This window comes from Paraburkholderia sp. ZP32-5 (assembly GCF_021390495.1).
Taxonomy (GTDB): Bacteria; Pseudomonadota; Gammaproteobacteria; order Burkholderiales; family Burkholderiaceae; genus Paraburkholderia.
The window spans coordinates 2,620,934-2,644,766 of the sequence record NZ_JAJEJP010000002.1; the positions used below are offsets into that span (position 1 = coordinate 2,620,934).

A 23,833-nucleotide genomic window follows, 5' to 3' on the forward strand; every position below is an offset into this window, starting at 1 on the left:
ACGTCCCCGCTATTTCGACATCGATGGACGATGCGCGTCGCGCTGGCTGCTGTCCGCGCGCGGCGCTTCGGACTGCGCGCCCCGCGCAACGTCTTTGCGTCTGCGCGCCGCGGCGCGCATCGCAAAGTACGCCTGCAGCAGGATCAGAAGCGCGCTCGCGGCGACGAAACAGGCGCTGATCGGCTGTGTAACGAACACGGTCAGATCGCCATGCGAGAGCAACAGCGCGCGGCGGAAATTCTCCTCCACCATCGGTCCAAGCACGTAGCCGAGCAGAATCGGGGCAACCGGGAAGTCGAACGCGACGAACAGCGCGCCCACGAGCCCGAACACCAGCACTTCGGCCACTTCAAAAAGGCTGTTGTTGGTGCTGTAGACGCCCACCGAGATGAAAAACAGCGCCGCCGGAAACAGGAAACGGTACGGCACCTGCAGCACCTTCACCCAGATCTGGATCAGCGGTACGTTGAGCAGCACCAGCAATACATTGCCGATCCAGAAGCTCGCAATCAGCCCCCAGAAAATATCCGCGTGTTCGCTGATCAGTTGCGGGCCCGGCTGGATGCCCTGAATCAGCAGCGCGCCGAGCAGCAGCGCCATCACCGGATCGCCGGGAATGCCGAGGCTCATCGTCGGGATGAAGTCCACCTGGGTTTTCGAATGAGACGAAGCCTCGGGCGCGGCAACGCCTTCGAGCGCGCCCGAACCGAAACGCTCAGGTGTGCGCGAGATCTTCTTTTCGAGCGCGTAGGCGATGAACGTCGTGATGGTCGGCCCCGTGCCCGGCATCGCGCCGAATAGCGTGCCGACAGACGTGCCGCGCAGGATCGGCAGGAACGCCTGCTTCAACTCCTTTACGCTCGGCCGCATGTCGCGCAAGCGCACCTTGACGCCGCTGCCCACCGCGTGCAGGCGATTCACGTTGCGCAGAAACTCCGTCACGCCGAACAGCCCCAGCGCGAGCGCGACGAGCTGGATTCCATCGGAGAGTTCGACAAAGCCGAACGTGAAGCGCATCGTGCCGGTGTTCACGTCGGTACCGACCACGCCGACGAGCAAGCCGATCACCGTCATGGAGACGCCTTTGAGCGGCGAGCCGCTCGACATCGTGCCGCCCGCGACCAGCCCGAGCAGCATGATCGAGAACAGCTCGCTCGGCCCGAACTTGAACGCGATCGATACCAGCAGCGGCGATGCGAAGATCATCACGATGATGCCCACCGACGCCGCGAAGAACGACGCGATCATCGTGATGCCGAGCGCGGTGCCACCCTTGCCGGCGCGCGTCATCGGATAGCCGTCCAGGCACGTGACCGCATGCGGCGGATGGCATGGCAGGTTCAGCAGGATCGCGCCGATCGCGCCGCCATACTGCGAACCGTAGAAGATGCCCGCGAGCATCAGGATGGCCGGCACCGGATGCATCGTATAGGTCAACGGCAGGAGGATCGAGATCGCCGACAGCGGCCCCATGCCGGGCAGCACACCGATCAGATTGCCGACCAGCACGCCGAAGAACGACCACATCAGGTTGTGCCATTCCAGCGCGACGGCGAAGCCCTGCCACAGATCAGCGAGTGAGTGTCCGATCATGGTCAGCCCCACGTCAGCAGCGGAAACTGCAATTGCAGCAGCCACCAGAAGATCACCACCGACAGCACCGTGATGACCGAGGCGAGGATCAACGCGCTTTTCCACGTATTGTCGCGATCACCAAACGCCGAGATGAAGGTCACCGCGAATGAAGCCGGCAGCAGACCGCCCCATTTGCCGAGCACCACGAAGGCAACGATGCTCAGCACGATGCAGGTCCAGCCGCGCCATTCGGGGCCGCCCGCTTCGCGCGCGCCGCCTTCGTGTACGGTCGCGCGCAGCGCCGGCCGCTTCGCAGTGCCGGCGATGGCCACGCCGAGCAGAATCAGGATTACACCCAGGCAGGTCGGGAAAAAGCCCGGCCCCATGCTGGTCAGGCTGCCGAAGCTGTAGTTGAGCCCTTGCACGGCCGCACCGAGACCGATCAGGCACATCAACGCGCCGCCATAATAGTCGCGCCGGTAGCCGCTCAGAAACGCGCGCTCTGCAGTGTCGTTCATCCATGTCTCCTTGTTTCTATACCGTCCCGGCTTGTGGTTTTCGCTGATGTGCCGGAGTATGTGCGTCGCGCGTGACGGGTGAGCGACGGCGAACCGTCACTGTAGCGAGAACCTTCGCGCTGCGCATCGACTACAAAAAAACCGGCGGCCCGCGGTACGTACCCAACGCCGCCTGCCGGTCACACGCACTGGTCAATTCGCCTGCGAGGCGGCCAGCTTCCTGTAGACCTGCGCGTATTCCCTGAGATAGTCACCGAATGCCTGCGGCGACGCGCTGATCTTGACCTCGATCCCCTGCTTTTCCAGTAGCGCCTCGTTCGCCGCGGTGGTCATCACATGGGCGATCGCGTCGTGCAGCACACCCACAACGCTCGATGGCGTACCCGCCGGCGCCAGAATGCCGTTGAACGTGGTGTGCTGGTAGCCGCGCAAGCCGGCCTCCGACAACGTCGGCACGTCGGGCAGCAGCGGCGAGCGTGTGGCGGTCGTCACCGCGAGGCCGCGCACCTTGCCGGACTTCACATAGGGGCCCGAGGTGCTCACCTGATCGAAGATCATCATCACCTGTCCACCGAGCACGTCGGTCATCGCCTGGCCACTGCCCTTATAGGGAATATTCGCGAGCTTCACACCCGCCTGCTGGCTGAACAGCGTCGCGGCCACATTGCCGATCGATCCCACGCCCACCGACGCGACGGTCACTTCGCCGGGGTGCGCCTTCGCACGCGCGATCAACGCCGGCACGCTGGTTTCCTTCAGCGCGGGACCGGCCACGAGCACCATCGGAATTTCGCAGGTCTCGGTAACCGGCATGAAATCCTTGATCGGGTCGTAGCCGGCGTCGGGCAGGAAGGAGGGCGCGGAGACGACGGTGTTGGCAACGGCGAGCAACGTGTAGCCGTCCGGCTTCGCGTGCATGACATAGCGGGCACCGATCAGCGCGTCGACGCCCGGCCTGTTGTCGACGATCACCGGTTGCCCCAGTTCGGCCGTCAGGCCTTTGGCGAGCAGCCGCGCGATGATGTCGACGGTGCCGCCGGGCACCGTGCCGACGACGATATGAATGGGCTTCTCGGGGAACCTGTCGGCCGCGTACGCATGGCCGACGGTCAATGCGCAACACACGAACGCCGCGAGGGCAACTGGCGCGCGAATCATCTAGCTGGCGTGTGGATCATGGTGTCTACCTGTCCCTGTCCTTTCTTCAGCACCGTGAGGCGGAACACAAACCTTCGATTCAGTATCGTGCGCGGACGCGGAGGCGGTCCAACGAGATATTTTCAAACGCGCATTAGTTTTTCTAATCGGGATACACGTCGGCACGCGCGAGGCCAGACTGGGCCGAGTCTGAACGAAACATCGGCACTCGTTCACTCACCTGTCGCGAACCAGCGGTTAGGTAGAAACCAGAACGGGATCGGCACCTGCTTGCAAAGGTATTGATTTAGATAATGGATCAGTGAGATTTTCTCGTTCGCCTTCACCGTTTCCCTCTCGTATGATTCGTCGCAATCGATCCTGCTTGCGGAGGGCGCGTGTCCATAAGTCGATTTTCCACCAGCTTCGTTTCACTGAAAGACCGGCTCAGCGATGCCGAATGGCAGACGCGCGTCAATCTCGCTGCCTGCTATCGCCTGCTCGATCGCTTCGGCATGACCGATCTGATCTACAACCATATCACCGCGCAGATTCCCGGCAAGCCCGGCAGCCTGCTGATCAATCTATACGGACTTCTGTACAAGGAAATCACCGCGTCGAGCCTCGTCGAGATCGACTACGACGGCAACATACTGCACAAGCAGGACACCGATTACGGCATCAACAAATCGGGCTATGTGATTCATGGCTGCATCCATCGCGCGCGACCGAATGTGCATTGCGTCATTCACACACACACGCGCGCGGGCATGGCCGTTTCGGCGATGCGCGGCGGCCTGTTGCCGCTGACGCAAACGGCGACCCGCTTTCATGGCCACCTCGCCTATCACGAGTTCGAAGGGCCCGCAGTCGATCTCGCCGAGCAGGAGCGCCTCGTGCGCGACCTCGGCGAGCACAATGCGATGGTGCTGCGCAATCACGGGCTGCTCGTCGCGTGCGCGTCGATTCCGCAAGCGTTGAACCTGATGTATCAACTGGAAATGTCCTGCCGCGCGCAAGTCGATGCATTGAGCGCCGGCGGCCTGGAGGCCGTGTCGCTGCCCTCGCGGGAGGTGCTCGAACGCTCCGCGCATCTGTATCAGCCGGGCACCCGCCGTCCCTACGGCGAGCTCGAATGGCACGCGATGCTACGGCTTCTGGAGAGCGATCCGGGCGGCTACCCGCCCTACGACAGTTGACGGTCTGAACACCCCCGCGACGCCCGGCGGTTCCCGAACAGAGGCGATGAAACCGATATCAAGGAGACACGGATGAACCGGAGACGACTGGCCGCGCTGATAGGCGGCCTCACTGGCCTGTTGCTCTCGGTTCAGGCGATACCCGTTGCCGCGCAGAACGATAGCTATCCGGATCATCCGATTCACTTTGTCGTGGGCTTCAGTCCGGGTGGCGATACCGATATCGTGGCGCGCGTGCTGGCGCGCAAGATCACCGAGAAAACCGGCCAGTCGATCGTCGTCGACAACCGTCCCGGCGCCGGCGGCGCGATCGCGAGCCAGTATGTGGCGCAGGCGAAGCCCGATGGCTACACGATCCTCTTCGCGTCGAGCAGCTTCACGATTGCGCCCAATTTCCAGACGCTGCAATTCGATCCCGTCAAATCGTTCACGCCGATCACGCAGGCAACCGCCGCACCGTTGCTGCTGGTGGTCAACCCGAAGCTGCCGGTCCACTCGGTGCAGGAGTTGATCGCGATGGCAACGAAAGAGCCGGGCAAGCTCAGCTATGCATCGGCGGGCGTCGGCAGTGGTCTGCAGATCGCAGGCGAACTGTTCAAGAGCATGGCGCACGTGAATATCCAGCACATCCCGTTCAAGGGCGCGGAAAACATCACCAGTGTGATTGCCGGCGTCGTGCCGATCTCGTTCGCCGGCATTCCGCAAACGATCCAGGCCGTCAAGGGCGGTCAATTACGCGCGCTCGCCGTCACGTCGGCCACGCGCTCGCCGACGCTGCCGGACGTGCCGACCATCGCCGAGTCCGGCGTGCCGGGCTACGACATGAGTTCCTGGTATGGCGTGCTCGCGCCGGCCGGCACGCCGCAAGCCCGCGTCGACCGGCTGTATGGGGAATTGAAGACCGCGCTCGCGGATCCCGAAGTGAAGAAGCAGCTCGCCAATGTCGGGCAGGAAGCGCGCGCGACGTCGCCACAGGAATTTGCCACCTACATTCAGAGCGAGTTGAAGAAGTGGCACGACCTCGTGCAGAGCGCCGGCATCAGCCACTAGCACCGTAGCTCGCGCGCGACTCGCCCGTATTCGCGAATTGCCGTTGCCATCGACAGGACTTTTGCGTCATGACCTTCATCGCCGAATCTCTCGCCGCCTTCGCCGCCGATCTCGATCACGACGACATCCCGGCTTCCGTGCGACGTCATGCGGCCCATCTGATGCTCGATGGCGCCGGCATTGCGTTCGCGTCGGGCAGCTTCGATTTCGCCGCGCAGGCGCATGGCGCGCTGGCGAGCTTCGAAGCCGGCCACAGCCCGGTCATCGGTCAACGTCGACGCCTGCCGTTGCGCGACGCGGTACTGCTCAACGGCATCCTCGTGCACGGCCTCGATTTCGACGACACGCATCTGACGAGCGTCGTGCATGTCACGTCGAGCTGTCTGCCGACCGCGCTCGGCGCGGCGGTCGCCGGCAAGTGCTCGGGACGCGAGATGCTGACCGCCTATATCCTCGGCATCGAGATCGCCGCGAGAATCGGCAACGTCGCCGCGGGCGAACTCAATCAGATCGGCTTTCATCCGACCGGCGTGGCGGCCGCGTTCGCGTGCGCGATGATTGCGGGCAAGCTCGAAGGCGCATCGGCCGAACAACTGGTGATGGCGCAAGGTATCGCACTGTCGATGGCGGCCGGCACGCGCGAATACAGCGCGGACGGCTCGTCGACCAAGCGCATGCATCCGGGCTGGGCTGGCGCTTGCGGCATTACCGCCGCGCGGCTCGCGAAGCACGGCTTTACCGGCCCCCGCTCTGCTTACGAAGGACAGTTCGGTTTCTTCGCCACGCATCTGGGTCCGGCCCTCGACAAATGGGACATGGCGGCGGCCACCCGCGATCTCGGCAGTGTCTGGGAAAGCGCGCGCGTCGCGATCAAGCCGGTGCCCGCGTGTCAATTGAGCATCGCCTGCATCGACGCGGCGATCGCACTTCACCGCGAGTATCACGTGAACGCCAGGATGATCGAAAGCGTCGAGGCGCTGGTTCCCCCGCATGCGGTGAAGATCGTGTGCGAACCGGTGGAGCGCCGGCGGCGCCCGGCGAGCCGTTACGCGGCCCAGTTCAGCATCCAGTTTCAAGTGGCGTGCGCGCTCTTGCACGGCCGTTTCGGCCTCGCCGAACTCGATCGCTTCGCCGACCCCGAGATTCTCGCGCTCGGCGATCGCGTCGGCTATCGCGTCGATCCGCACACCGGCTATCCACAGCATTTTTCCGGCGAAGTGATCGTCACGCTGAAGGATGGCCGACGCCTTGCTCATCGCGAGCAAATCAACCGCGGCGCCGCCGATAATCCGCTTTCCGAAGCCGACATCGTCGCCAAGTTCACCGACAACACCGCGCTCGCGCATGTGCGCAACCCGGACGCGGTGCGCGACATGATCGTCGGTATAGATTCACTCGAATACGCGAGCGCGTTGGGCGATATGCTCGCCGACGTCTAGCCCAGGGGCGGCGCACATCGCCGTCCATCTATTCAGCCAACCCAGGAGAGAACCGAATGTCTATGAATCAGGGACTGAAAATCGCGGTGATGAAGGGAGACGGCATCGGCCCCGAAATCGCCGACGCGACCGTCGAGGTATTGCATGCCGCGGCAGCGAAGGTCGATCTCGAGATCGAACTGAAGGAGTGCCTTGTCGGAATGAAGGCCTACGAGCGCTCGAAAAGCACGCTTCCCGAGGACACGCTTGAAACGCTCCGACAATATCCCGGCTGGATTCTCGGACCGACATCGGCCGGCGAGTATCCGAAAGACGATCCGATTCGCGGCCATCCGTCGGGCTATCTGCGCAAGAACTTCCATCTGTTCGCCAACGTGCGTCCGGTCAAGGCATGGCCGCAACTCAACCCGCTGATCCCGGATCTGGACATCACGGTGATTCGCGAGAACACCGAGGGCTTCTATCCCGATCGCAATCTGGCCTGGGGGTACGGCGAATTCATGCCGACCAAAGACGTCGCCTTGTCGTTGCGCGTGATCACCAAAAACGCGTGCGACCGCTTCGCGCGCTTCTCGTTCGAATACGCGCAGGCGACCGGCCAGACGCGCCTGTCGATCGCACACAAGCGCACCGCGCTGCCGCAGACAGAAGGCCTCTTTATCGGCGCGTTCGAGCAGATTGCCGATCAGTTCAAATCGGTCGAACTCGAACTGCTGCGCGTCGATACGTTCAGTTCGTCGATGCCGCGCGATCACAAGCGCTTTCCGCTCGTGGCCACCACCAACCTGTTCGGCGACATTCTGTCGGACCAATGTTCGGGGCTTGCCGGCGGCGTCGGCATCGCGCCATCGATCAACGCCGGCGCGGAGCAGGCGATGGCCCAGGCGGTGCACGGCACGGCGCCCGATATCGCCGGGCAGAACAAGGCCAATCCGTCGGCGCTGATCCTGTCGACGGCAATGCTGCTGCGCTGGTTCTTCCTGAAGAACGACAATGCGAAGTGCCAGCAGGCCGCTCGTCTGCTGGAGGAAGCGGTGCGCATGACGATCGATCGCGGCACGGTGACGCCCGACCTCGGCGGCACCGCCACCACCGCGTCGTTCACGAAGGCAGTCGTGCAGGCACTCGAGCAGGACATCGCGCCGCGCTGAGCGTCGGATCTGCATGACGACTTCGTCTTACGCCCGGCGGGTCCGGCGTGAGACGGAGCGGCTCGCGCCCGTTGCCGGCGCCTCGCATCATCTACACCATCGGCGACGCCTTTCGATCTCCATCCAGGGATGCCTATGAATTCCGCTGAAACAACGCCGACCATTCCGGGACCGGACCCGTATCCGCGCAAACCGGCCATCGTCTTGCCGGCGGGTTCGACCGATTGCCACGCTCATATCGTCGGGCCGCAACACCGCTATCCGTATGATCCGAAGCGCCGCTACACGCCGCCCGACGCGCTGCCGCCGCAATACCTGCAGATGCTGCGCACGCTCGGCGTGGAGCGCGGCGTGCTGGTGCAGCCGAGCGTCTATATGACGGACAACCGGCGCCTGATCGACGCACTGCGCGAGACCGACTTCCCGTTGCGCGGCATTGCGGTGGTCGACGAGAGCGTCACCGACGCGCAGCTCGACGAACTGCACGAGGCCGGTGTGCGTGGTCTGCGCGTAAACTTGCGCGTCGAGAACGGTGCGTCCGCCGATGCGGTGCCGCAACTGGCACGCCGGATCGCGCGGCTCGGCTGGCATTTGCAGTTCCGCATCGACCCGAAGGATTTCGCGAGTGCCGAAGCGATGATCTCGGCGCTGCCGGTCGAGACCGTTGTCGATCATATCGGCGGCGTGCCTGTCGACGAAGGCCTGCAAGGCAACGGCTTCCAGACGCTGCTGCGCATGCTCAGGAGCGGGCGCACGTCGGTGAAGCTGTCCGCGCCGATGCGCATGTCCAACCAAGACTATCCGTATCGCGACGTCGTGCCTTTCGTGCATGCGCTCGCCGACGCCGCGCCCGACCGGTTGATCTGGGCGCTCGACTGGCCGCACACTACGCTGAGCAAGCCGATGCCGAATGACGGTGACCTATGCGATCTGCTCGACACATGGCTACCGGATGAACCGATTCGCAAGAAGGTGCTGGTCGACAACCCGGCGCGATTATTCGATTTCTGATCGACTGGCTGGAAGCTGGCGGTTCTCTGGGAATTTCAGATTTCTCAAGGGATGTGGGGTGCCGATAGGGAAGGGGATGGTGGCGATCGCCAGGTGCGGGATTTGAAAAAATCCTCGAAATTGAACTGCCGGTAAAGGTCTTTTCTTTGTACCGAACTGACATACCACTCGATATAAGAGACCCGGCATTGATGAAAAGCGGCGCTTCTGCACAGAGCGGAGACCGGTTCCGCCGAACGTCGGCCCTCAAATCATCACGAGACAAGCTCAACCGAACGCCAACGCAGCAGCTCGTGTAGTGTCCAGCAATTGATGCCGCGGCGGGACAGCCAATTCTTGTCGCTATTGAGGTCGAAAACCACGCTAGTGTCGACGCGGAACGCTCAGCTAGGTTCGGTCAAACGCCATCAGCTATTCAGCTCATATTAAGTTCCGAATGACAGCTTTAATTATGTAAATTCACTGGAGCAGTAGAAAGCATCCTCGTGGCTCCTTCCTGCCTTAAGCCCGGCCCTTCAGCAACGTCGACTCGAGGCCCGTTCTAACCGGGAAACCCAGTTACTGCGACAGCGCACGAGCCACGCGGGTTGCACTGGCATATGAAGCGGGACGAAGCTACGGTGAGGGATGACAACAAATGTTACCCCCGGGTAGCGAATTCCTCTGGGGTGCCCCGTTAATACGTCAGTTCTTGTGGGCACCGAATAAAACGTACATTGACTCGACCCGTGGGCCATTCAGCATGGGGTATTTGCTGTCGACAATAGTCCACGTACCCAAGCCTCTTTCGCGATCGAGTGTGAAGACTGTTACGCCTCGTGCGTCAACCGGGTCGTCGGCTCTGGCAACCAGGTTCTCGCCGGCATTGTCGATGATCTGCATCGGAAACTCCTTCGATGCGCTACCGCTCTCAAAGTCCCTGCGTGGAAAAGTGTAAAGCTGCTGCTTCTCGAGCTCGACGACAACTCTGTCAGTGCCACGACGCGCAACCGCACTCAAGGCGGCCGGGCCGGCCGGCGACTGTACGTAGGCGCTATCCGGGCTCGCCGCCATTAGCTCGGTGTCTGCCACAGAGTCGCAATACAGGATCGACGCATGAGCATCAATGTGCCCTTGCGGAAAAGGGACTGTTACAGGCTTCTCTTCCGCGAGCCCGTGCGTCGATGTGGCTATCGCGAACAGGCCTACGGCGATAGCCGCAAAGAGCCGAAAAAATTCGTGGGGCGGCATTGTTTTCCCTGGCGTTCAGCGCCGCAGTTATTCAGGCCACGCTCGTACTCGTTCTATGACTATTGAGACCTCGTTCTCACAGGACCTTGACGAAGCCACTGCCCGGTAGCGCGACCATCCTCTCGAGGTTACCGCTGTAATTGCACTTCGCATCGACTAGCAGCGCCGGAGGGAACAGTTCCTCAATTGTCTTTTCCTGTCCGCGGATTTCTTCGGTAACGAACTTGCAATAGTCGTTCACATTGAATAGCCGACTGAACCCACCGGGGTTTCCGAACTGATGCAAAGCGCCAATTGCAATTTTCTTCATCCGGCGGTGCCCGGCCAACGAGGGCACCCCATAGGCGACCCAGCCGCCCGTGCAAATCCAGCGACCCAAGATCGACTGATGCAGACGTCCCGGTGTCATAGGTGGTGAAGTTGACTTATGACGGTTCACGGCCGACTGTACTCGTTCAACAACCGTCCACTCGAGCAGCCATTCACGCGTTCGCCCCGCGCCAATGGCGGCTTTCTGGCGTCATGGGTTACGTCCCCGAACCCACCATAAACGCTTCATCCGTCGGCACACCAAGCGCGGTCACCAACCGGTTCGTCTCCGACGCCATCCCCACGATCGCGAGCATTTCGGCATATTCCTCGTCGGTCATGCCCTTGGCCCGTGCGCCGGCCGTGTGCGAGTGGATGCAATAAGCGCAGCCATGCGCGATCGACACCGCCACGTACAGCATTTCCTTCGTCTTCGGATCCAACGCACCCGGCGCCATGACTTCCTTGATGCTTTCCCAGGTGCGCTTGAGCGTCTTGGGATCGTGCGCTAGCGCACGCCAGAAGTTGTTGACGAAATCGGAGTTTCGCGTTGCACGGATATCGTCGAAGACGGCTTTCGCGGCGGGCGACAGTTCGTCATCGGTAAGCAGCGTTACGGTGGTCATTGCATGGCCTTTCGAAGGGATTTCAGTAGAGAAGAGTTCGTCATGGATGCCTGACTGTCTGGCTGGAGCAGGACGAAACGAACGCGTCGATCAAATTCGAATTATGACAGCGCTGGTTGCCTCGCCCGGTCCTGCCGATGCGGGTCGCGCTGTTGAACCAACAGTTTCAGGTGAGGGATGCAGCAATCTCGCCGTGGCGTGCCCCGCTCCACGTCCTTGCCGACCTGCTCGAGTGGCGCGGCGCTCGCGGGCTTGCTCACCCAGCACGCCGGCCCCGATTCGAGCATCTTGCGGTACACGCGCCGCAGGCCTTCGCTGTTGCTCGACTGGGCTTCAGCCCATCCATCTGATCGAACAGGGTCATCGATAAACCGAGCGACAATGCCACCATCGTAGCCTCCTCACGCTGGAAAACACGAACGCAGCGAGGGGCGCTGCGCGGTGCGTATAGTGCTGTAGCGAACTTGCGATGCTTAGCCTCCAGCAGCACGCCTGTCGCGGTCATGCGCGCGTCACCTCTGCCTCCGTAGTCGCCCTGGCTCTGCACTGGTAGAGGTTCGCCAGGGATTTCACCAAGTTTTCGAACGATTCCCGCCGTGCGACTCTATGCCACAGTGCCATTCCCAATGGAGCCCGGCATGCAAGCAGAGACGCTTAAGAAAGCACGCGTGGTTGAACGCTTCCTGAAGTGGACGGCATTGTGCATATTGCTGCTGCCTGTCGCCTTCTTCCTTTGGGCCCTCGTGGCCTACTCGATATCGGATGCGTGCTGGATTTGCTTATCGCTGGCAATCTATATTTGGCCGGTCGCAGGCGTCCTCTTTGTCATCTCGGCGGGATTCCACCACGGCGCCACACATGAACGCCCCCAAAGTGGCAGCGCCGGATTTCGAGCTGCGCACGGGCACTAGCCCCTCCAAGTTCCTGACGGTCACTCCGCGGTCGCCGGTGCTGTTGCGCATATCCCATTGCGGTCTTAAATTGCGCTCTATGTTTCCGGTCTGAAAGTTCGCTATGACAACTGGAGCGCCACACTCTCACTGGCGTTCAAGGATCAGCCTCACCTGCATAGCGAACCTCGCGGCGTGCGCGTGATCAGTAGTACGTCGTCGTAGACGACTGCAGCTTCGTCAGCGCGCCGCGCTGGAAACGGAACCAGCCCTGTGAGCCTTGCATCACGACTTCATCGTCTAGCCAGAATACGCGCTTGACTGTCATGCGCGTGCCACAGCGCTGCACAAGTTGGGGAGTATGGCGAAAGTCATACAGCACCGGGCCGGAATCTGTTTGCACGAGCGTGCGCTTGACCGTGTCATTTGTGCTTCCCACGTCATCGAAATGCGTGAGCGTGTTCGCGCCGAAGCGATCGAAAATTTCCTTGTCGAGCATCGCCACGAAGTGGTGGTCGACGCTCACGAATTGCAGTGTGCCCGAGGGAGTATCGAGCGGGCCCGACGCGTTGCTTTGCGCATGACCGCAAGTCGCGATAGAGGTGGCCGCGAGCGCAGCGGCGAACAGTCGTCTCATGTTTCCTTCCCGGTTCAGCGGCGTCTCCGACGACAGTCGTGACTTGCGATGCTCCTCGCGAACATTGTCGTCAATTTTGGTCGACACCTCGAAGATCTGCAACTCGCCGCATTGCGTCTCGTGACCCGAGCGGCAAGCGTACCGGCGAGGCGCGTCATGCACCAGTCATAAGACGAGCCTGCCGCGTCATTCAAAGCCGCGCTCCAGGTGGCTGGAATGGAACCTATAGCGGTCCTTGGTCGGCGGTCGGCCCGATGACCGCAAAGGCCGAATAGCTGCCCGCTGTCGCCCTGCTCGTATTTCCTCGACGTCACATTACCCGTCCTCCCGCGATAACGCCGCTTATCGCGGCACGGTTCGGTGGGACCTGTGTCGTGATCTGCCGACGCGCCCTTCACGCTCCGGATCATGAAGGCCTCAGCATGGACCCACCTCGCGGCACGTCGCGTTGTCGTAGTCCAGCGGCAGATATCAGAATGGAACGGTCTTTCTACGCCTTCGTCCAGCGACTGGTCGTCGGCCATTGCTGACGCTGAACGAACGACTCCAGGTGGCCGTTTAAAGACCCAGACCGGTCATTGCTCACATATCCAAGGTCGAACGACAGCAAACCTTCTTGATCAGCGGGTGACATCGACGCTTTTCTGCCGCTCGCCCCCCCCCGGCAGCCTCAATGTCTCTCAGCCGCTTCCTCGTGCAAAGCTCGCCAACTTCGCATTCACCGAAGGATGCTCGCGAGGTGTTCCTCCAGAAAGCCGGTGTGATAATCGCCCGCGCGCACGGCTTCGTCGTCAAGCAGCGCGAGATGCAAGGGCTTTGTCGTCTTCAGACCGTCGAGTTCAAACTCGGCGAGCGAGCGCTTCATCCGCTGGATCGCCTCCGCGCGCGTCGAATCCCACACCACGATCTTCGCCAGCAACGAATCATAGAAAGGCGGCACCGTATAGCCATCGAACAGATGCGTTTCCACGCGCACACCCGGCCCGGCCGGTAAGCGCAGCGCGCCAATCTTGCCCGGCGACGGCATGAAGTTCTTCGCCGGATCTTCCGCGTTGATCCGACATTCGATCGCCGCACCGCGCGGCACGATATCGGCTTGCGTATAACGCAGTGCTTCGCCGGTCGCGAGTCTCAGCGATTCGCGTACGATGTCGATGCCGGTGATCATCTCCGTCACCGGGTGTTCGACCTGCACGCGCGTGTTCATCTCGATGAAAAAGAACTCGCGCGCGGCGGGATCGTAAAGATATTCGACCGTGCCCACGCCGCGATAACCCACCGATGCCGCGAGCGCCACCGCCGACGCGCACATCTCCTGGCGCACGTCGTTATCGAGCGACGGTGACGGCGCTTCTTCAACCAGCTTTTGCCGTCGGCGCTGCAACGAACATTCGCGTTCGAACAGATGAATGGCGCGCTCGCCGTCCCCGAGAATCTGCACTTCCACGTGACGCGCCATGCCGACGAAGCGCTCGAGATACAGTCCGCCATAGCCGAACGCACTGTGTGCCTCGCGTGCCGCAACCCCGTATTGCGCTTCGAGTTCCTGCGCGTTCGCGGCCACGCGGATGCCGCGCCCGCCGCCACCGGCCGCGGCCTTCAGCATGATGGGATAGCCCACCGCAGCGGCGGCTTCGAACGCCGCCGCGAGCGACTCGACGACGCCTTCGCTGCCGGGTACCGTCGGCACGCCCGCCGCTTTCGCGCAGACGCGGGCCTGCGCCTTGTCGCCCATTAGCGTGATCGCGCGCGGCGACGGCCCGACGAAGATCATCCCCGCATCCGCGACGGCCTGCGCGAACGCCGCGTTTTCCGACAGAAATCCATAACCGGGATGCACCGCGTCCGCGCCCGATGCCTTTGCCGCCGCGACCACGGCCGCGACATCGAGATAACTCTTCGCCGCCACCGCCGGACCGATGGTCACGGCCTCGTCCGCCATCCGCACGGCGAGACTATCCTCGTCGGCGGCACTGCATCCCACGACGGTCGTCATGCCGAGTTCGCGCGCGGCACGCACGATGCGCACCGCGATCTCTCCGCGATTCGCCACGAACAGTTTGTCAATGCGTGCTTGCATGCGCTGCCTCAATCCGGGGAGACGATGGCGAGCACCGCGTCGGAATCGACCGCTTCCGCATCCGCGACGACGAACGACATGAGCTTGCCGTCCACGCCTGCCACCACCTCGTTGAATTGCTTCATCAGTTCGATGCAGCCGATCACCGTCTCCGCCGTGACCATCTGCCCTTCACTCACGAAAGGAGGCTCGCCGGGCGCGGGACTGCGATAGAAGGTGCCGGGAATCGGGCTTTTGACATCGACATCCGCCATGCATGTTCTCCTTGTTCAGGCGTCGACCGTATCGGTGGTATCGGCTTCGACGAGTGATTGCGCCGTGCACAACCGGTCGAGCCTGCGGCGGCCTTCGTTGGCATCATCCATCGTGATGCGGCGAAAACGCAGCTTCGCGTGCGGACGTGCCTGCCCGAGGCGCCACAACTCGAAGCGCGGCACCGTAAACGGCACGATGAATCCGCCGGCGCTCGGCGAGTCGTGAATGAACACGATCGGCGTTTGTCCCGCGATGCTGATGCCGCCGACCGGATAGCCGTGGTCGAGGATGTTCGACGGCTCGCTACCGTGTTCGGCGGGCTTTGCGTAGGCTTGCGGCGAGAAGCTGAATTCCGGTCCCGACAGCCGCAAGCCGGTGCGATTGCTGTGCGTGCTGACCGTCCATTCGCTATCGAAGAACATCATCACCGAGCGGTCGTCGAGCCATGCGTCGTTCGGGCCGAGCATCGCGGCGATGCGGCTGTCGTGCGTGCCGCTCGCCGGTGTGGAGATCGGCGGGCGCGCGCTTGCCGGGACCATCCATGCCCTGACGGACGATGCGGCCTCGCCAAGCGCAAGCTGGTCTCCCGCCTTCAGCGCGCCCGCGCCCATGCCTCCGATACCGGCCATATGGAAGGTCGCGCGCGACCCGAGTACGCTGGCTGTGGCGATGCCGCCCGCCATCGCGACATAGCCGCGCGCGCCGGTCTTCGCCGCTGCAATGGCTAACGTCTGCCCTGCCTTCACATGAACGGTCCGCCACATCGGCACGGGCTGGCCGTCGAGCTTCGCCGCGGTCTCCGCGCCGGTCAGCGCAATCGCGCCATCGCGATGAAAACGCAGCGTCGGTCCGATGAACTGCCATTCGAGCGCCGCCGTATCGCGCGGATTGCCGACCAGCAGATTGGCGAGCCGGAACGACCAGGCATCGGCGGGACCCGACGGTGGGAAGCCCTGCTCCCAGAAGCCGATTCGTCCCGGCAGTTCCTGTACCGTCGTTTCGAGTCCGTGTTTGACGACTTCGAGCATCGCGTTACTCCTTGTCGATTTCGCGCAGCCAGTCGCGATAGCGCGTGACCGAGAACATCTGATAGTCGACCGACGGATGCTGGTAGGTGCCGTCGTTCACGCGCGCATCGAGGTAGTCGTATTCCTCGCGGTCGACCGGCGTGAAGCGCACGCGATCGCCGGGGCGAAACAGCGCGAGACTGTCCTTGAAGGCGGCGAGCCGCTGGTCCTTGTCCCAGCTCGGCATCGGCGTGCGCGCGAAAATCTGATAACCGCCGGGCGTGCGATCGGGATAGATGCACGTCAGCCCGCCACCGAGCCCGATGGTTCCGCGCGGCGTCCATCCACGCGGAGGGTTGTATTTCGGCGCATGGATGCGGCAACGCGGATCGAGTGGCACGAGCGAGCACAATCCCGGCCAGAAGCCGAGCGCGGCCACCCAGTATTCCGTCGCAATATGCCGACGCTGCAAGGCCGCACGATCCGCAATGCCATTCGCCTCGCACAGCAGTTCGGGATCGGGCAGTTTGTCAGGATAGGTCTTGCGATACTCGGCAACGCAAGCTTCCGTCCACGGATCGAAGTACATCACCGGCACCGTGAATAGACGGCTCGGCAGATCGGCGACGCCTTCCTGCTGCTGCGCGAAGATGCTCCTGATCTCGATGACGACATCGTCATACGCGATCCGGTCCGGGTCATACGACACGAGCAACGACGCCAGTTCGGGTACGAGTTCGACGACACCATCGATTTGTGCGCCACGAATCGAATGCGCGAGCGCCTGAACCTTCACGTTCAACTCGAAGCTCATCTCGTTGCCGAGTTCGACTTCGATGAACGAATCGCCTGCCGGGCTGAATTTCGGCTCGGAGTGATGCATGAAGAACGCCTCGAAGAAAGGATGAAAACGGCTCAGTTCTTGTCCATGCGAACGAAGAGCACCCAGAACAGCGCGGCGAGCGACGGCAGCACGACCGCCAGCACGATCGTCTCCAGACAGAAGATCACCGGCACCTGCGATTGCTGCGACGACGCCATCATCCAGTTCCAGATGGGCATGGTTTCCGCCGTACCGCGAAGGAACACCGAGCGCTGCACTTCGTTGAATGAAATGAGAAATCCGAAGGTCCCCGCACCGACGATGCCCGGGCGCAGAATCGGAAACTCGATATCCCAGAACGTGCGCCAGCCGGACGCGCCGAGATCCGCGGCGGCTTCGACCAGCCGGCTATCGAAGCGCGTGGTCAGCACTAGTACGATCAGCAGCGAGAACGGAAACGCCCAGACCAGGTGGCCGAGAAAGATGGACCAGTAGCCGAGCGTGAGGCCCATCATCGGGCGGAGAAAGATGAACTGCGCCGCGCCCATCGACATGCCGGGAATGAACAGCGGCAGCACGGCGAGCAGGACCAGCGTGCCGGAGCGCTTCGAGTGCGGCAGCACACGGCCGACCAGCGTCGCGGTCACGGCTGTCACCGCGCCGACCAGCAGCCCGATCAGGACACTGATGCCGAATGGCGCGAGCCAGTCGCCGGATGCGAACAGCGCGCGATAGTTCGCCAATGAGAAGGGCAGCGGCAGGCCGGACAGCGGCTGAGCGCTCACCGACATCAGCGCGAGCCACAGCAACGGAAAATAGATGAAGGCGAGCGCGCCGAAGCAGATGATCTTCGCGACGCGCGGCCAGCCCGGCCAATAACTCCAGCCACGGCTTCGAGCGTGCGACTGCATCGCCAGTGCGGGCATGTCGATGGCGTTCTGATTCAACTTTGCAGACTCCGGAAGGACGTGGACAGATCGGCGAAGCGTCGCGTGATGAAAAACAGCAGCGCGAAGATGGCGCCGATCATCAACACGACGAAGCTCGACAGCGCGGCGACCACCGGGTAGCGCAGCGCGCCGTATGCGCTATCCACCGAGTTGCTCAGCATGTTGACGAAGCCGCCGCCGAGCAGATTCGGCTCGACCCACGACGCGAGTGCCGGCCCGAGCGTGAACACCACGCCCGCCAGCACGCCGGGCAAGGACAGCGGCAGGATGATGTCCATCACGATGCGCGCGGGCGTTGCGCCCAGGTCGGCGGCGGCGGAAATCAGCGTGTCGTCGATCACGCTCATGGCCATGTAGATCGGCAGGATCATCATCGGGAAATACGACACGACCATGCCGAAATGCACCGCCGTCTCCGTGTACAACATGCCCTTGATCGGCGTCTGGATGATATGCAAAGCCATGAGCAGATGGTTGATCATGCCGGTTTCATCGAGAATGCCGCGCCATACGATGATGCGCGACGACTGATCGAGAAAGAACGGGATAGTCAGGAGCGCGAGCACGACCGCCCGCGTGGTCTTCGAACAGTTGCCCTTGGCCAGCCACAGCGCGGACGGAAACGCGAGCAGCAGTTCGATGACGGTGACCGTCAGCGCGATGCGCAACGTGCGCACGGTCACCTCGAAACGCCCGGACGTGAAGAGGCTTTCCCACGTCTTCAGCGACGGCTGGTACACCATCATGAAATTGCGGCTGTCGAAGAAGCTGTACGCGACGAGCACCAGCAGCGGTGCGATCACGACGAACAGCCACACACCGAGAAACCCGCGCAGCAGCCACGGCGAGCGGTCGAGCGGCGTTCGCATGCCGCCGCGCCGGGAAATCTTCAGCGTTGGTGTACTCATGATGTGTCCTCGTGCCCGCTCCGTTCAGCGACGTCAAGCGTTGAGAAAACGCTGCCACTCTTCCTCGATGGAATCGGCATGGGATGGCGTGGTCGTGCTCACGAACGGCTTGGCAAACTTGCGGTCCACTTTCTCTTGCGTCGCTTTCAGGTTCTGGATCTGATCCGGCGTCCAGTTGTTCGCGCTCGCGTATTGCACGGCCAGATCCATATTCGGACCCGCGTAGCCGCGATCGCGCGCCTGCATCGCGCGATACTCGCCGTCGAGGAAGTAGTTCAGCATCTTGTAGATATTGTCCAGATTGCCGCGGCCCTTCGCCTGCGACGCGATATACGCGCCGTGGCCCCACTTGTAATAACCCTCGTCCGTGTACGCATAGCGTGTGGTGCCATCGCCGAGCTTGAGGTTCGCTTCGCGCACGGCCGGTTCCCAGCAGTTCAGCACATCGACTTCGCGATTCGTAAGCAGCTGGATCTGTTGCTCGAAGGACGCGACGAGGGTGCGGAACTGCCCCGCCTTCTTGCGTGCGACGAGAAAGTCGACCACCGTTTTCGCCTCGGCGGCCGTGAGGTCGGCGGGGTCGACGATCTTCGCCTTGCCCGACGATTTCAGATATAGCGCCGCCACGCCGATCGAGTAATTCCAGGTATTGTCGTAACCGACGCGGCCACGTGTGCGGTCGTCTTCGAAGACGGTCTTCCACGACAGATCGGCCGTGCCGTCTTTTTTCACGCCGAGCTTGTCAGGGAAATAGCCGAAGCTGTCCGCGTTGCCGATCACCGGCACGCCGTATTGTTTGCCATCCTTGCCGACCACGACGGCCGAGCGCTTCCACACATCGGGTGTACGCTGCCAGAGCTTCAGATTCGGATTCTTTTCGTCGATGACGAGATACGCGCCCTGCGGCCCGAGAATGTTCTGCGTGCCGCCTTCGAAGATGAATATATCGGCCTTGTTGCCCATCTGCGAGGCGAGCACGTCGCGCATGAACACACCGACGTCGTTGTTCGAGCCGATGTATTGCATCTGCAGACCGGTGGATTTCGTCAGCGCCGACCAGTCTTTCAGTTGCGCGGTCGTCACGCCGTAGGCGCTCACGGTGTTCGACGCAGCCGCGTTCGCGAAGCGGCTCAGGCCCAGCGTGCCGGTGACGGCCAGCGCACCGGTAGCAGCGAGGCCCTTCAGCATGTCGCGGCGAATCAGATCCAGCTGCGAATGAGTCGAGTGGCGGTCTTTCATGGTCAACCCTCTTTGATGACTACCGGTAACGTTAGTGAGAAAGAATCACGCAATCCTGCGCGCGGCATGTCACGGCATCGAACTGGCCAGGTGTCGCGCTCTGATCCCAGCTACGGATCTTGAGCCGCGTGGCATCCGCCATGCGCGCCGTCTGATCCGTGTATTTACCGCGATAGATGTGATCGGCCGGCGCGCACGCGATGACATTCCCCGCGCGCTGCGTCTGCTCGTTGAGGATCGGCGCGAGGCGTTCGGCGCGAACGGCGAAGAGCGCGCTGTCGCCCTCCTTGAAATTTGCGCCCGACGCGCAAACGCCTGACAGCACCGTGCCGTTGAAATCGACACGTGCCTCGCCGTTTTCGGAAACGGCGAGCACCGTGCACGGCAGCACGTTGTCGAAGCCCATGAATTCCGCGGCGAAACGGCTCGCGGGCCGGTCGAACAGATCCTCCGGCGTGCCGCATTGCTCGATGCGCCCGCGTCGCATCAGCATGATGCGATCACTCATCGTCAGCGCTTCTTCCTGGCTGTGCGTGATGTAGATGAACGTCATGCCGAGTGCGCGATGGATATCCACCAGTTCCGCCTGCATGTCGTAGCGCAGCTTTTCGTCGAGTGCGCCGAGCGGTTCGTCGAGCAGCAGAATGGCGGGACGCGTGACGATCGCGCGTGCCAGCGCCACGCGCTGACGTTCACCGCCCGAAAGCTGCCCGATGCGGCGAGTGCCCTTGCCCGAGAGCCGCACCATCGACAGCGCATCGGTCGCCTGACGGCGCGCTTCGTCCTTCGGAACGCCACGCAGCTTCAATCCATAGCCGACGTTTTCCTCGACGGACATATGCGGGAACAGCGCGTAACTCTGGAACACCGTCGTGCAGTTGCGCTTCGCGGCGGGCACGTCGCGCACATCGACGCCATCCAGCGTCAACTGCGCCGCGTGCGACACCTTTTCCAGACCGGAAATCACGCGCAGCATGGTGGTTTTGCCCGAGCCGCTTTCACCGAGAATCGTGAGGAATTCACCGCGCTTTACATCAAGCGATACATGATCGAGCGCGGTGACGGTTCCGTATTGATGGACCAGATCGACAGCTCGCAGAATGAAATCGTCTGGCGCGTTCATACGTGCACGCGCGTCGCGGGCGCCCGTTTCCGCCTGAGCGGACAAACCCATCGAAGACACCAGCGTGTCGGCATATCCCGCGCCTTCGCTGCGCATTCTCAACATATCAGAACCTCGACGGTCAACATGGTCGCAGCGACGGATACCGCATGCTGCAGGATGGCAAGAGTGGTCGAAAGCGGGTCGACAGGCCGGTACCGGTCATGGCCTGTCGCCCCCGCGTTTCTGTCGATATGAAGCGCAACGGCCCGGCAGCCCACCGCGATGCAATCGAGCGCGGCGCGGCGAGCGTCGGACACGTGCTGTCCACGCATTGCTTCGAGAGATGCGCCGACTGCGCACAACGCCTGTCCGCCGCCTGCCACGACGCCGGATGCATCGGCGGCGGCGAGTGCCGCGAGCGCGGCGCGCGCACCGTCGGCGCGATGCTGCGCTTCCCAGCGTGTCGGGCCGCCGACGCGCAATATGGCCCACTCGCCAGCGAGGCGCGCAGCGCGGCGCTCGAGACGTTCGCGGTCGAGCGCGAGATAACGCTGCGCCAGGGCTTGTGAAGTCAGCAAGCTGCGCCGGCTACGGACGACCTCCTCATTGCCGTTTGCGCCTGAAAACACCGCGCGGCCGCTTTCGACAACGAGCCGGCTGGCGAAGCCCAGCATCGACGGTCGGACGAGCGATATCGAAGTACCGGTCTCTTCGCTGATGACGGTAGCGCCCGTCGCAGCACAAAGATCGTCGAGCAGATGCATCGCCTCGATGCCCGCTTCGGACGGCACGAGTCCCAGCACATGCATGCGCAGTCCCGCGCGATTGGCGATCAGCGTGTCGCGCGCCGCGCCTTCGAAGCCGCGCGCGACGATCACGAGTGACTTGCCGTGCAGCGCGAATTGTTCGAGGATGCGCGCGAGTGGGCCAAATTCGCCCAGCACTTCATTTACGACGAGCACATGCACGCTGTCCATTTCGAAGCGCAAGCCTCGCTCCTGCACCGATGCGCCGACGGCTTCGGGACTCACGTCGAGACAGTAGCCCGTGTACCGTTCGAAGCACAGTTGTGCATCGTCGCCTTGTTGCACGTCGATCGCGCCTTTTGCCGGCAACGTCGCGAAAGCGTCGCTCACCGCTCGCGCGATATCGTCCTGCGCACAGGCACTCATAGCGATGTCGTAGCGATCCGCGTTATCGGCACGCACGTCATCGACGAGCGCAGGCAATTCGAGCTGCAATTGCTGCATCGCTTTGTTGAGCAGCGCGGGGGATACGCCCGACGCGACATGCTTCGTCGCCTGCGCGTACGTCGCCGCCGCGATGCACGCGACGCGCGCCGTGCCGTCTTCGAGATCGCGCTGGACTTGCCACAACGCGTCACGCAGTATCCGCAGCGCAACCGACGCCGCGCCCGATTGCTCGGTCACGCGCCGCGCGATATCGAGTCCCGACGCGCTGTGCAACGGTCCGCCCGAGCCGCCGTCGAACAGCAAGCCGCGACCGCCCGGCCCGAGCGACGATCCGATCGCCCGCGCGCCGATGGACAACGCACGCGAAATCAGCGCGCGCGCTGGCGCGCCCGTCACGATGGTCGATGTGCTGGCCACTTGCATGGTCGCCTCGGCCCCGGATTCAAAGTTGATCGGCGACGGCTTCGTACACCGCTTTCGCGAGCGGCAGCGCGCCGGGCGTATCGCTGTGTACGCAGATCGAGTCGATGGCGATGGGTACGGAGTTGCCATTGACGGAAAGCGCAGTCTTTTCGCGCAATGCGCGGAGCACGCGTGTGACGGCATCTTCCGGTGCAACGGCCTCGTGGATCATCGTGATGATCTGACGGCCTTCGTCGTCGTAATCGAGGTCGGCGTAGAACTCGCACGCGTACTCGATGCCGCGCTTGTCGAATACACGCGTCATCTCGCTGTCCGTGCAGCCGATGACGGGCAACCCGAGTGCTTCGGCGGCATCGGCGACGCCTTCCGCGACCGCTTCGTATTTCATCGCCATGCCCATGAGCGCACCGTGCGGCTTGATATGCGACATCGACATGTTTTCGGCATCGAGGAACGCGCGCAACGCGCCAGTCTGGTACAGCACGAGCGCAGCGGTCTCCTGACGCGAGAGCTTCATTTCACGGCGGCCGAAACCTTCACGATCCGGCAAGCCCGGATGCGAACCGACCTTGATGCCGTGTTCCTTCGCCGATCGCACCGTGCGCCACATGACGTTGGGGTCCGACGCATGGAAGCCGCACGCGATGTTGGCATGCGTGACGTAAGGCATGACAGCGGCATCGTCGCCCAGATGATAGATGCCGAACGCTTCTCCCATGTCGCAGTTGATGGACAGCTTCTTCATCGATGTTCCTTTCGACTCAATGTCGTCAGTGACGCGGCGCCTTGGCGCACGTGAAAGCTTTGAAGAGACCTGCCGGACCGCTCGTCCGCCCTGCATCGACCCGCCGCACCATCCGCAGATCATTCGAGATATGATATATCGCATTTCACGCGAAAAAAATAAAAATTCTCCGCTATTTTTTTACCGTCCTGTACAGGTAACAACTCCGCAGTGCATCATTTTCGATACTGGCCAATCTGCGCTACAACCCATATCAGTCAAGCATTTGGCCGAATTCTAGAGTTCCAGACACCTTCGTTCCCGCCTGCTGTTTTATAAAAATTTGCGTCCTCC

At 62.4% G+C, this 23,833-nt stretch carries 23 protein-coding genes; 6 read left to right on the plus strand and 17 right to left on the minus strand.

All coding sequences use genetic code 11. The features are described from left to right. Positions 1-9: 9 nt before the first annotated feature. The 3 genes from L0U82_RS30495 to L0U82_RS30505 all read right to left on the minus strand — a co-directional run bounded on the left by L0U82_RS30495 (position 10) and on the right by L0U82_RS30505 (position 3,251). Complete coding sequence (locus L0U82_RS30495) at positions 10-1,593, minus strand: tripartite tricarboxylate transporter permease (RefSeq protein WP_233836884.1); 1,584 nt, start codon at positions 1,591-1,593, stop codon at positions 10-12. Between the two features lie 2 nt (positions 1,594-1,595). Then, positions 1,596-2,093 (minus strand): tripartite tricarboxylate transporter TctB family protein, encoded by a 498-nt coding sequence (locus L0U82_RS30500; RefSeq protein WP_233836885.1) that lies wholly within the window; start codon positions 2,091-2,093, stop codon positions 1,596-1,598. A gap of 192 nt (positions 2,094-2,285) precedes the next feature. After that, positions 2,286-3,251, minus strand: coding sequence for a Bug family tripartite tricarboxylate transporter substrate binding protein (locus tag L0U82_RS30505; RefSeq protein ID WP_233836886.1), 966 nt, complete (start codon positions 3,249-3,251; stop codon positions 2,286-2,288). Positions 3,252-3,634: 383 nt separating this feature from the next. On the opposite strand from L0U82_RS30505, the gene L0U82_RS30510 reads away from it, so the two are divergent. From L0U82_RS30510 to L0U82_RS30530, 5 genes are all read left to right on the plus strand, one after another. After that, positions 3,635-4,429 (plus strand): class II aldolase/adducin family protein, encoded by a 795-nt coding sequence (locus L0U82_RS30510; RefSeq protein WP_442793706.1) that lies wholly within the window; start codon positions 3,635-3,637, stop codon positions 4,427-4,429. Positions 4,430-4,501: 72 nt separating this feature from the next. Further along, positions 4,502-5,479 (plus strand): Bug family tripartite tricarboxylate transporter substrate binding protein, encoded by a 978-nt coding sequence (locus tag L0U82_RS30515; protein ID WP_233836889.1) that lies wholly within the window; start codon positions 4,502-4,504, stop codon positions 5,477-5,479. A gap of 68 nt (positions 5,480-5,547) precedes the next feature. Beyond that, the gene (locus L0U82_RS30520; protein ID WP_233836891.1) at positions 5,548-6,918 is read left to right on the plus strand and encodes an MmgE/PrpD family protein; all 1,371 of its coding nucleotides are present in this window, start codon (positions 5,548-5,550) and stop codon (positions 6,916-6,918) included. A gap of 56 nt (positions 6,919-6,974) precedes the next feature. Further along, positions 6,975-8,069 (plus strand): isocitrate/isopropylmalate dehydrogenase family protein, encoded by a 1,095-nt coding sequence (locus L0U82_RS30525; RefSeq protein WP_233836893.1) that lies wholly within the window; start codon positions 6,975-6,977, stop codon positions 8,067-8,069. A gap of 135 nt (positions 8,070-8,204) precedes the next feature. Continuing rightward, the gene (locus tag L0U82_RS30530) at positions 8,205-9,080 is read left to right on the plus strand and encodes an amidohydrolase family protein (protein WP_233836895.1); all 876 of its coding nucleotides are present in this window, start codon (positions 8,205-8,207) and stop codon (positions 9,078-9,080) included. Between the two features lie 684 nt (positions 9,081-9,764). Here the strand turns inward: L0U82_RS30530 and L0U82_RS30535 are convergent. The 3 genes from L0U82_RS30535 to L0U82_RS30545 form a co-directional block, all read right to left on the minus strand. After that, positions 9,765-10,310 (minus strand): hypothetical protein, encoded by a 546-nt coding sequence (locus L0U82_RS30535; RefSeq protein WP_233836897.1) that lies wholly within the window; start codon positions 10,308-10,310, stop codon positions 9,765-9,767. A gap of 76 nt (positions 10,311-10,386) precedes the next feature. Then, entirely contained in the window at positions 10,387-10,689 is a 303-nt protein-coding gene (locus L0U82_RS30540) for a hypothetical protein (protein ID WP_233836899.1), read from the minus strand. 148 nt (positions 10,690-10,837) lie between these two features. Then, positions 10,838-11,245 (minus strand): carboxymuconolactone decarboxylase family protein, encoded by a 408-nt coding sequence (locus L0U82_RS30545; protein WP_233836901.1) that lies wholly within the window; start codon positions 11,243-11,245, stop codon positions 10,838-10,840. 638 nt (positions 11,246-11,883) lie between these two features. On the opposite strand from L0U82_RS30545, the gene L0U82_RS30550 reads away from it, so the two are divergent. Further along, on the plus strand, positions 11,884-12,156 hold the full coding sequence (locus L0U82_RS30550; protein ID WP_233836903.1) for a hypothetical protein: 273 nt from the start codon (positions 11,884-11,886) through the stop codon (positions 12,154-12,156). 184 nt (positions 12,157-12,340) lie between these two features. Here L0U82_RS30550 and L0U82_RS30555 read toward each other — a convergent pair whose 3' ends face one another. From L0U82_RS30555 to pxpA, 11 genes are all read right to left on the minus strand, one after another. Further along, the gene (locus tag L0U82_RS30555; RefSeq protein WP_233836904.1) at positions 12,341-12,772 is read right to left on the minus strand and encodes a hypothetical protein; all 432 of its coding nucleotides are present in this window, start codon (positions 12,770-12,772) and stop codon (positions 12,341-12,343) included. A 718-nt stretch (positions 12,773-13,490) separates the two neighbouring features. After that, the gene (locus L0U82_RS30560) at positions 13,491-14,852 is read right to left on the minus strand and encodes an acetyl-CoA carboxylase biotin carboxylase subunit (RefSeq protein WP_233836905.1); all 1,362 of its coding nucleotides are present in this window, start codon (positions 14,850-14,852) and stop codon (positions 13,491-13,493) included. Between the two features lie 8 nt (positions 14,853-14,860). Then, on the minus strand, positions 14,861-15,106 hold the full coding sequence (locus L0U82_RS30565) for an acetyl-CoA carboxylase (protein ID WP_233836906.1): 246 nt from the start codon (positions 15,104-15,106) through the stop codon (positions 14,861-14,863). Between the two features lie 15 nt (positions 15,107-15,121). Further along, positions 15,122-16,135 (minus strand): biotin-dependent carboxyltransferase family protein, encoded by a 1,014-nt coding sequence (locus L0U82_RS30570; protein WP_233836907.1) that lies wholly within the window; start codon positions 16,133-16,135, stop codon positions 15,122-15,124. 4 nt (positions 16,136-16,139) lie between these two features. Beyond that, complete coding sequence (locus tag L0U82_RS30575; protein WP_233836908.1) at positions 16,140-16,997, minus strand: 5-oxoprolinase subunit B family protein; 858 nt, start codon at positions 16,995-16,997, stop codon at positions 16,140-16,142. A 32-nt stretch (positions 16,998-17,029) separates the two neighbouring features. Continuing rightward, a complete protein-coding gene (locus L0U82_RS30580; RefSeq protein ID WP_233836909.1) occupies positions 17,030-17,884 on the minus strand; it encodes an ABC transporter permease in 855 nt (284 codons plus the stop codon). Continuing rightward, complete coding sequence (locus L0U82_RS30585; RefSeq protein WP_233836910.1) at positions 17,881-18,795, minus strand: ABC transporter permease; 915 nt, start codon at positions 18,793-18,795, stop codon at positions 17,881-17,883. The genes L0U82_RS30580 and L0U82_RS30585 overlap by 4 nt, the downstream gene beginning before the upstream one ends. Before the next feature lie 33 nt (positions 18,796-18,828). Then, positions 18,829-20,034 (minus strand): substrate-binding domain-containing protein, encoded by a 1,206-nt coding sequence (locus L0U82_RS30590; protein WP_233836912.1) that lies wholly within the window; start codon positions 20,032-20,034, stop codon positions 18,829-18,831. Between the two features lie 31 nt (positions 20,035-20,065). After that, complete coding sequence (locus tag L0U82_RS30595) at positions 20,066-21,262, minus strand: ABC transporter ATP-binding protein (RefSeq protein WP_233836914.1); 1,197 nt, start codon at positions 21,260-21,262, stop codon at positions 20,066-20,068. Further along, entirely contained in the window at positions 21,256-22,755 is a 1,500-nt protein-coding gene (locus L0U82_RS30600) for a TCP-1/cpn60 chaperonin family protein (protein ID WP_233836916.1), read from the minus strand. Before L0U82_RS30600 ends, L0U82_RS30595 begins: the two co-directional genes overlap by 7 nt. Positions 22,756-22,774: 19 nt before the next feature. Next, complete coding sequence (gene pxpA / locus L0U82_RS30605; protein WP_233836918.1) at positions 22,775-23,500, minus strand: 5-oxoprolinase subunit PxpA; 726 nt, start codon at positions 23,498-23,500, stop codon at positions 22,775-22,777. Positions 23,501-23,833: the final 333 nt, after the last annotated feature.

Bases quoted from the DNA above. Each gene is read 5' to 3' on its own strand.
- L0U82_RS30495 (WP_233836884.1), bottom strand. From the start codon at position 1,593: ATGATCGGACACTCACTCGCTGATCTGTGGCAGGGCTTCGCCGTCGCG.
- L0U82_RS30500 (WP_233836885.1), bottom strand. From the start codon at position 2,093: ATGAACGACACTGCAGAGCGCGCGTTTCTGAGCGGCTACCGGCGCGAC.
- L0U82_RS30505 (WP_233836886.1), bottom strand. From the start codon at position 3,251: ATGATTCGCGCGCCAGTTGCCCTCGCGGCGTTCGTGTGTTGCGCATTG.
- L0U82_RS30515 (WP_233836889.1), top strand. From the start codon at position 4,502: ATGAACCGGAGACGACTGGCCGCGCTGATAGGCGGCCTCACTGGCCTG.
- L0U82_RS30520 (WP_233836891.1), top strand. From the start codon at position 5,548: ATGACCTTCATCGCCGAATCTCTCGCCGCCTTCGCCGCCGATCTCGAT.
- L0U82_RS30525 (WP_233836893.1), top strand. From the start codon at position 6,975: ATGTCTATGAATCAGGGACTGAAAATCGCGGTGATGAAGGGAGACGGC.
- L0U82_RS30530 (WP_233836895.1), top strand. From the start codon at position 8,205: ATGAATTCCGCTGAAACAACGCCGACCATTCCGGGACCGGACCCGTAT.
- L0U82_RS30535 (WP_233836897.1), bottom strand. From the start codon at position 10,310: ATGCCGCCCCACGAATTTTTTCGGCTCTTTGCGGCTATCGCCGTAGGC.
- L0U82_RS30545 (WP_233836901.1), bottom strand. From the start codon at position 11,245: ATGACCACCGTAACGCTGCTTACCGATGACGAACTGTCGCCCGCCGCG.
- L0U82_RS30550 (WP_233836903.1), top strand. From the start codon at position 11,884: ATGCAAGCAGAGACGCTTAAGAAAGCACGCGTGGTTGAACGCTTCCTG.
- L0U82_RS30555 (WP_233836904.1), bottom strand. From the start codon at position 12,772: ATGAGACGACTGTTCGCCGCTGCGCTCGCGGCCACCTCTATCGCGACT.
- L0U82_RS30560 (WP_233836905.1), bottom strand. From the start codon at position 14,852: ATGCAAGCACGCATTGACAAACTGTTCGTGGCGAATCGCGGAGAGATC.
- L0U82_RS30565 (WP_233836906.1), bottom strand. From the start codon at position 15,106: ATGGCGGATGTCGATGTCAAAAGCCCGATTCCCGGCACCTTCTATCGC.
- L0U82_RS30570 (WP_233836907.1), bottom strand. From the start codon at position 16,135: ATGCTCGAAGTCGTCAAACACGGACTCGAAACGACGGTACAGGAACTG.
- L0U82_RS30575 (WP_233836908.1), bottom strand. From the start codon at position 16,997: ATGCATCACTCCGAGCCGAAATTCAGCCCGGCAGGCGATTCGTTCATC.
- L0U82_RS30585 (WP_233836910.1), bottom strand. From the start codon at position 18,795: ATGAGTACACCAACGCTGAAGATTTCCCGGCGCGGCGGCATGCGAACG.
- L0U82_RS30590 (WP_233836912.1), bottom strand. From the start codon at position 20,034: ATGAAAGACCGCCACTCGACTCATTCGCAGCTGGATCTGATTCGCCGC.
- L0U82_RS30595 (WP_233836914.1), bottom strand. From the start codon at position 21,262: ATGTTGAGAATGCGCAGCGAAGGCGCGGGATATGCCGACACGCTGGTG.
- L0U82_RS30600 (WP_233836916.1), bottom strand. From the start codon at position 22,755: ATGCAAGTGGCCAGCACATCGACCATCGTGACGGGCGCGCCAGCGCGC.
- pxpA (WP_233836918.1), bottom strand. From the start codon at position 23,500: ATGAAGAAGCTGTCCATCAACTGCGACATGGGAGAAGCGTTCGGCATC.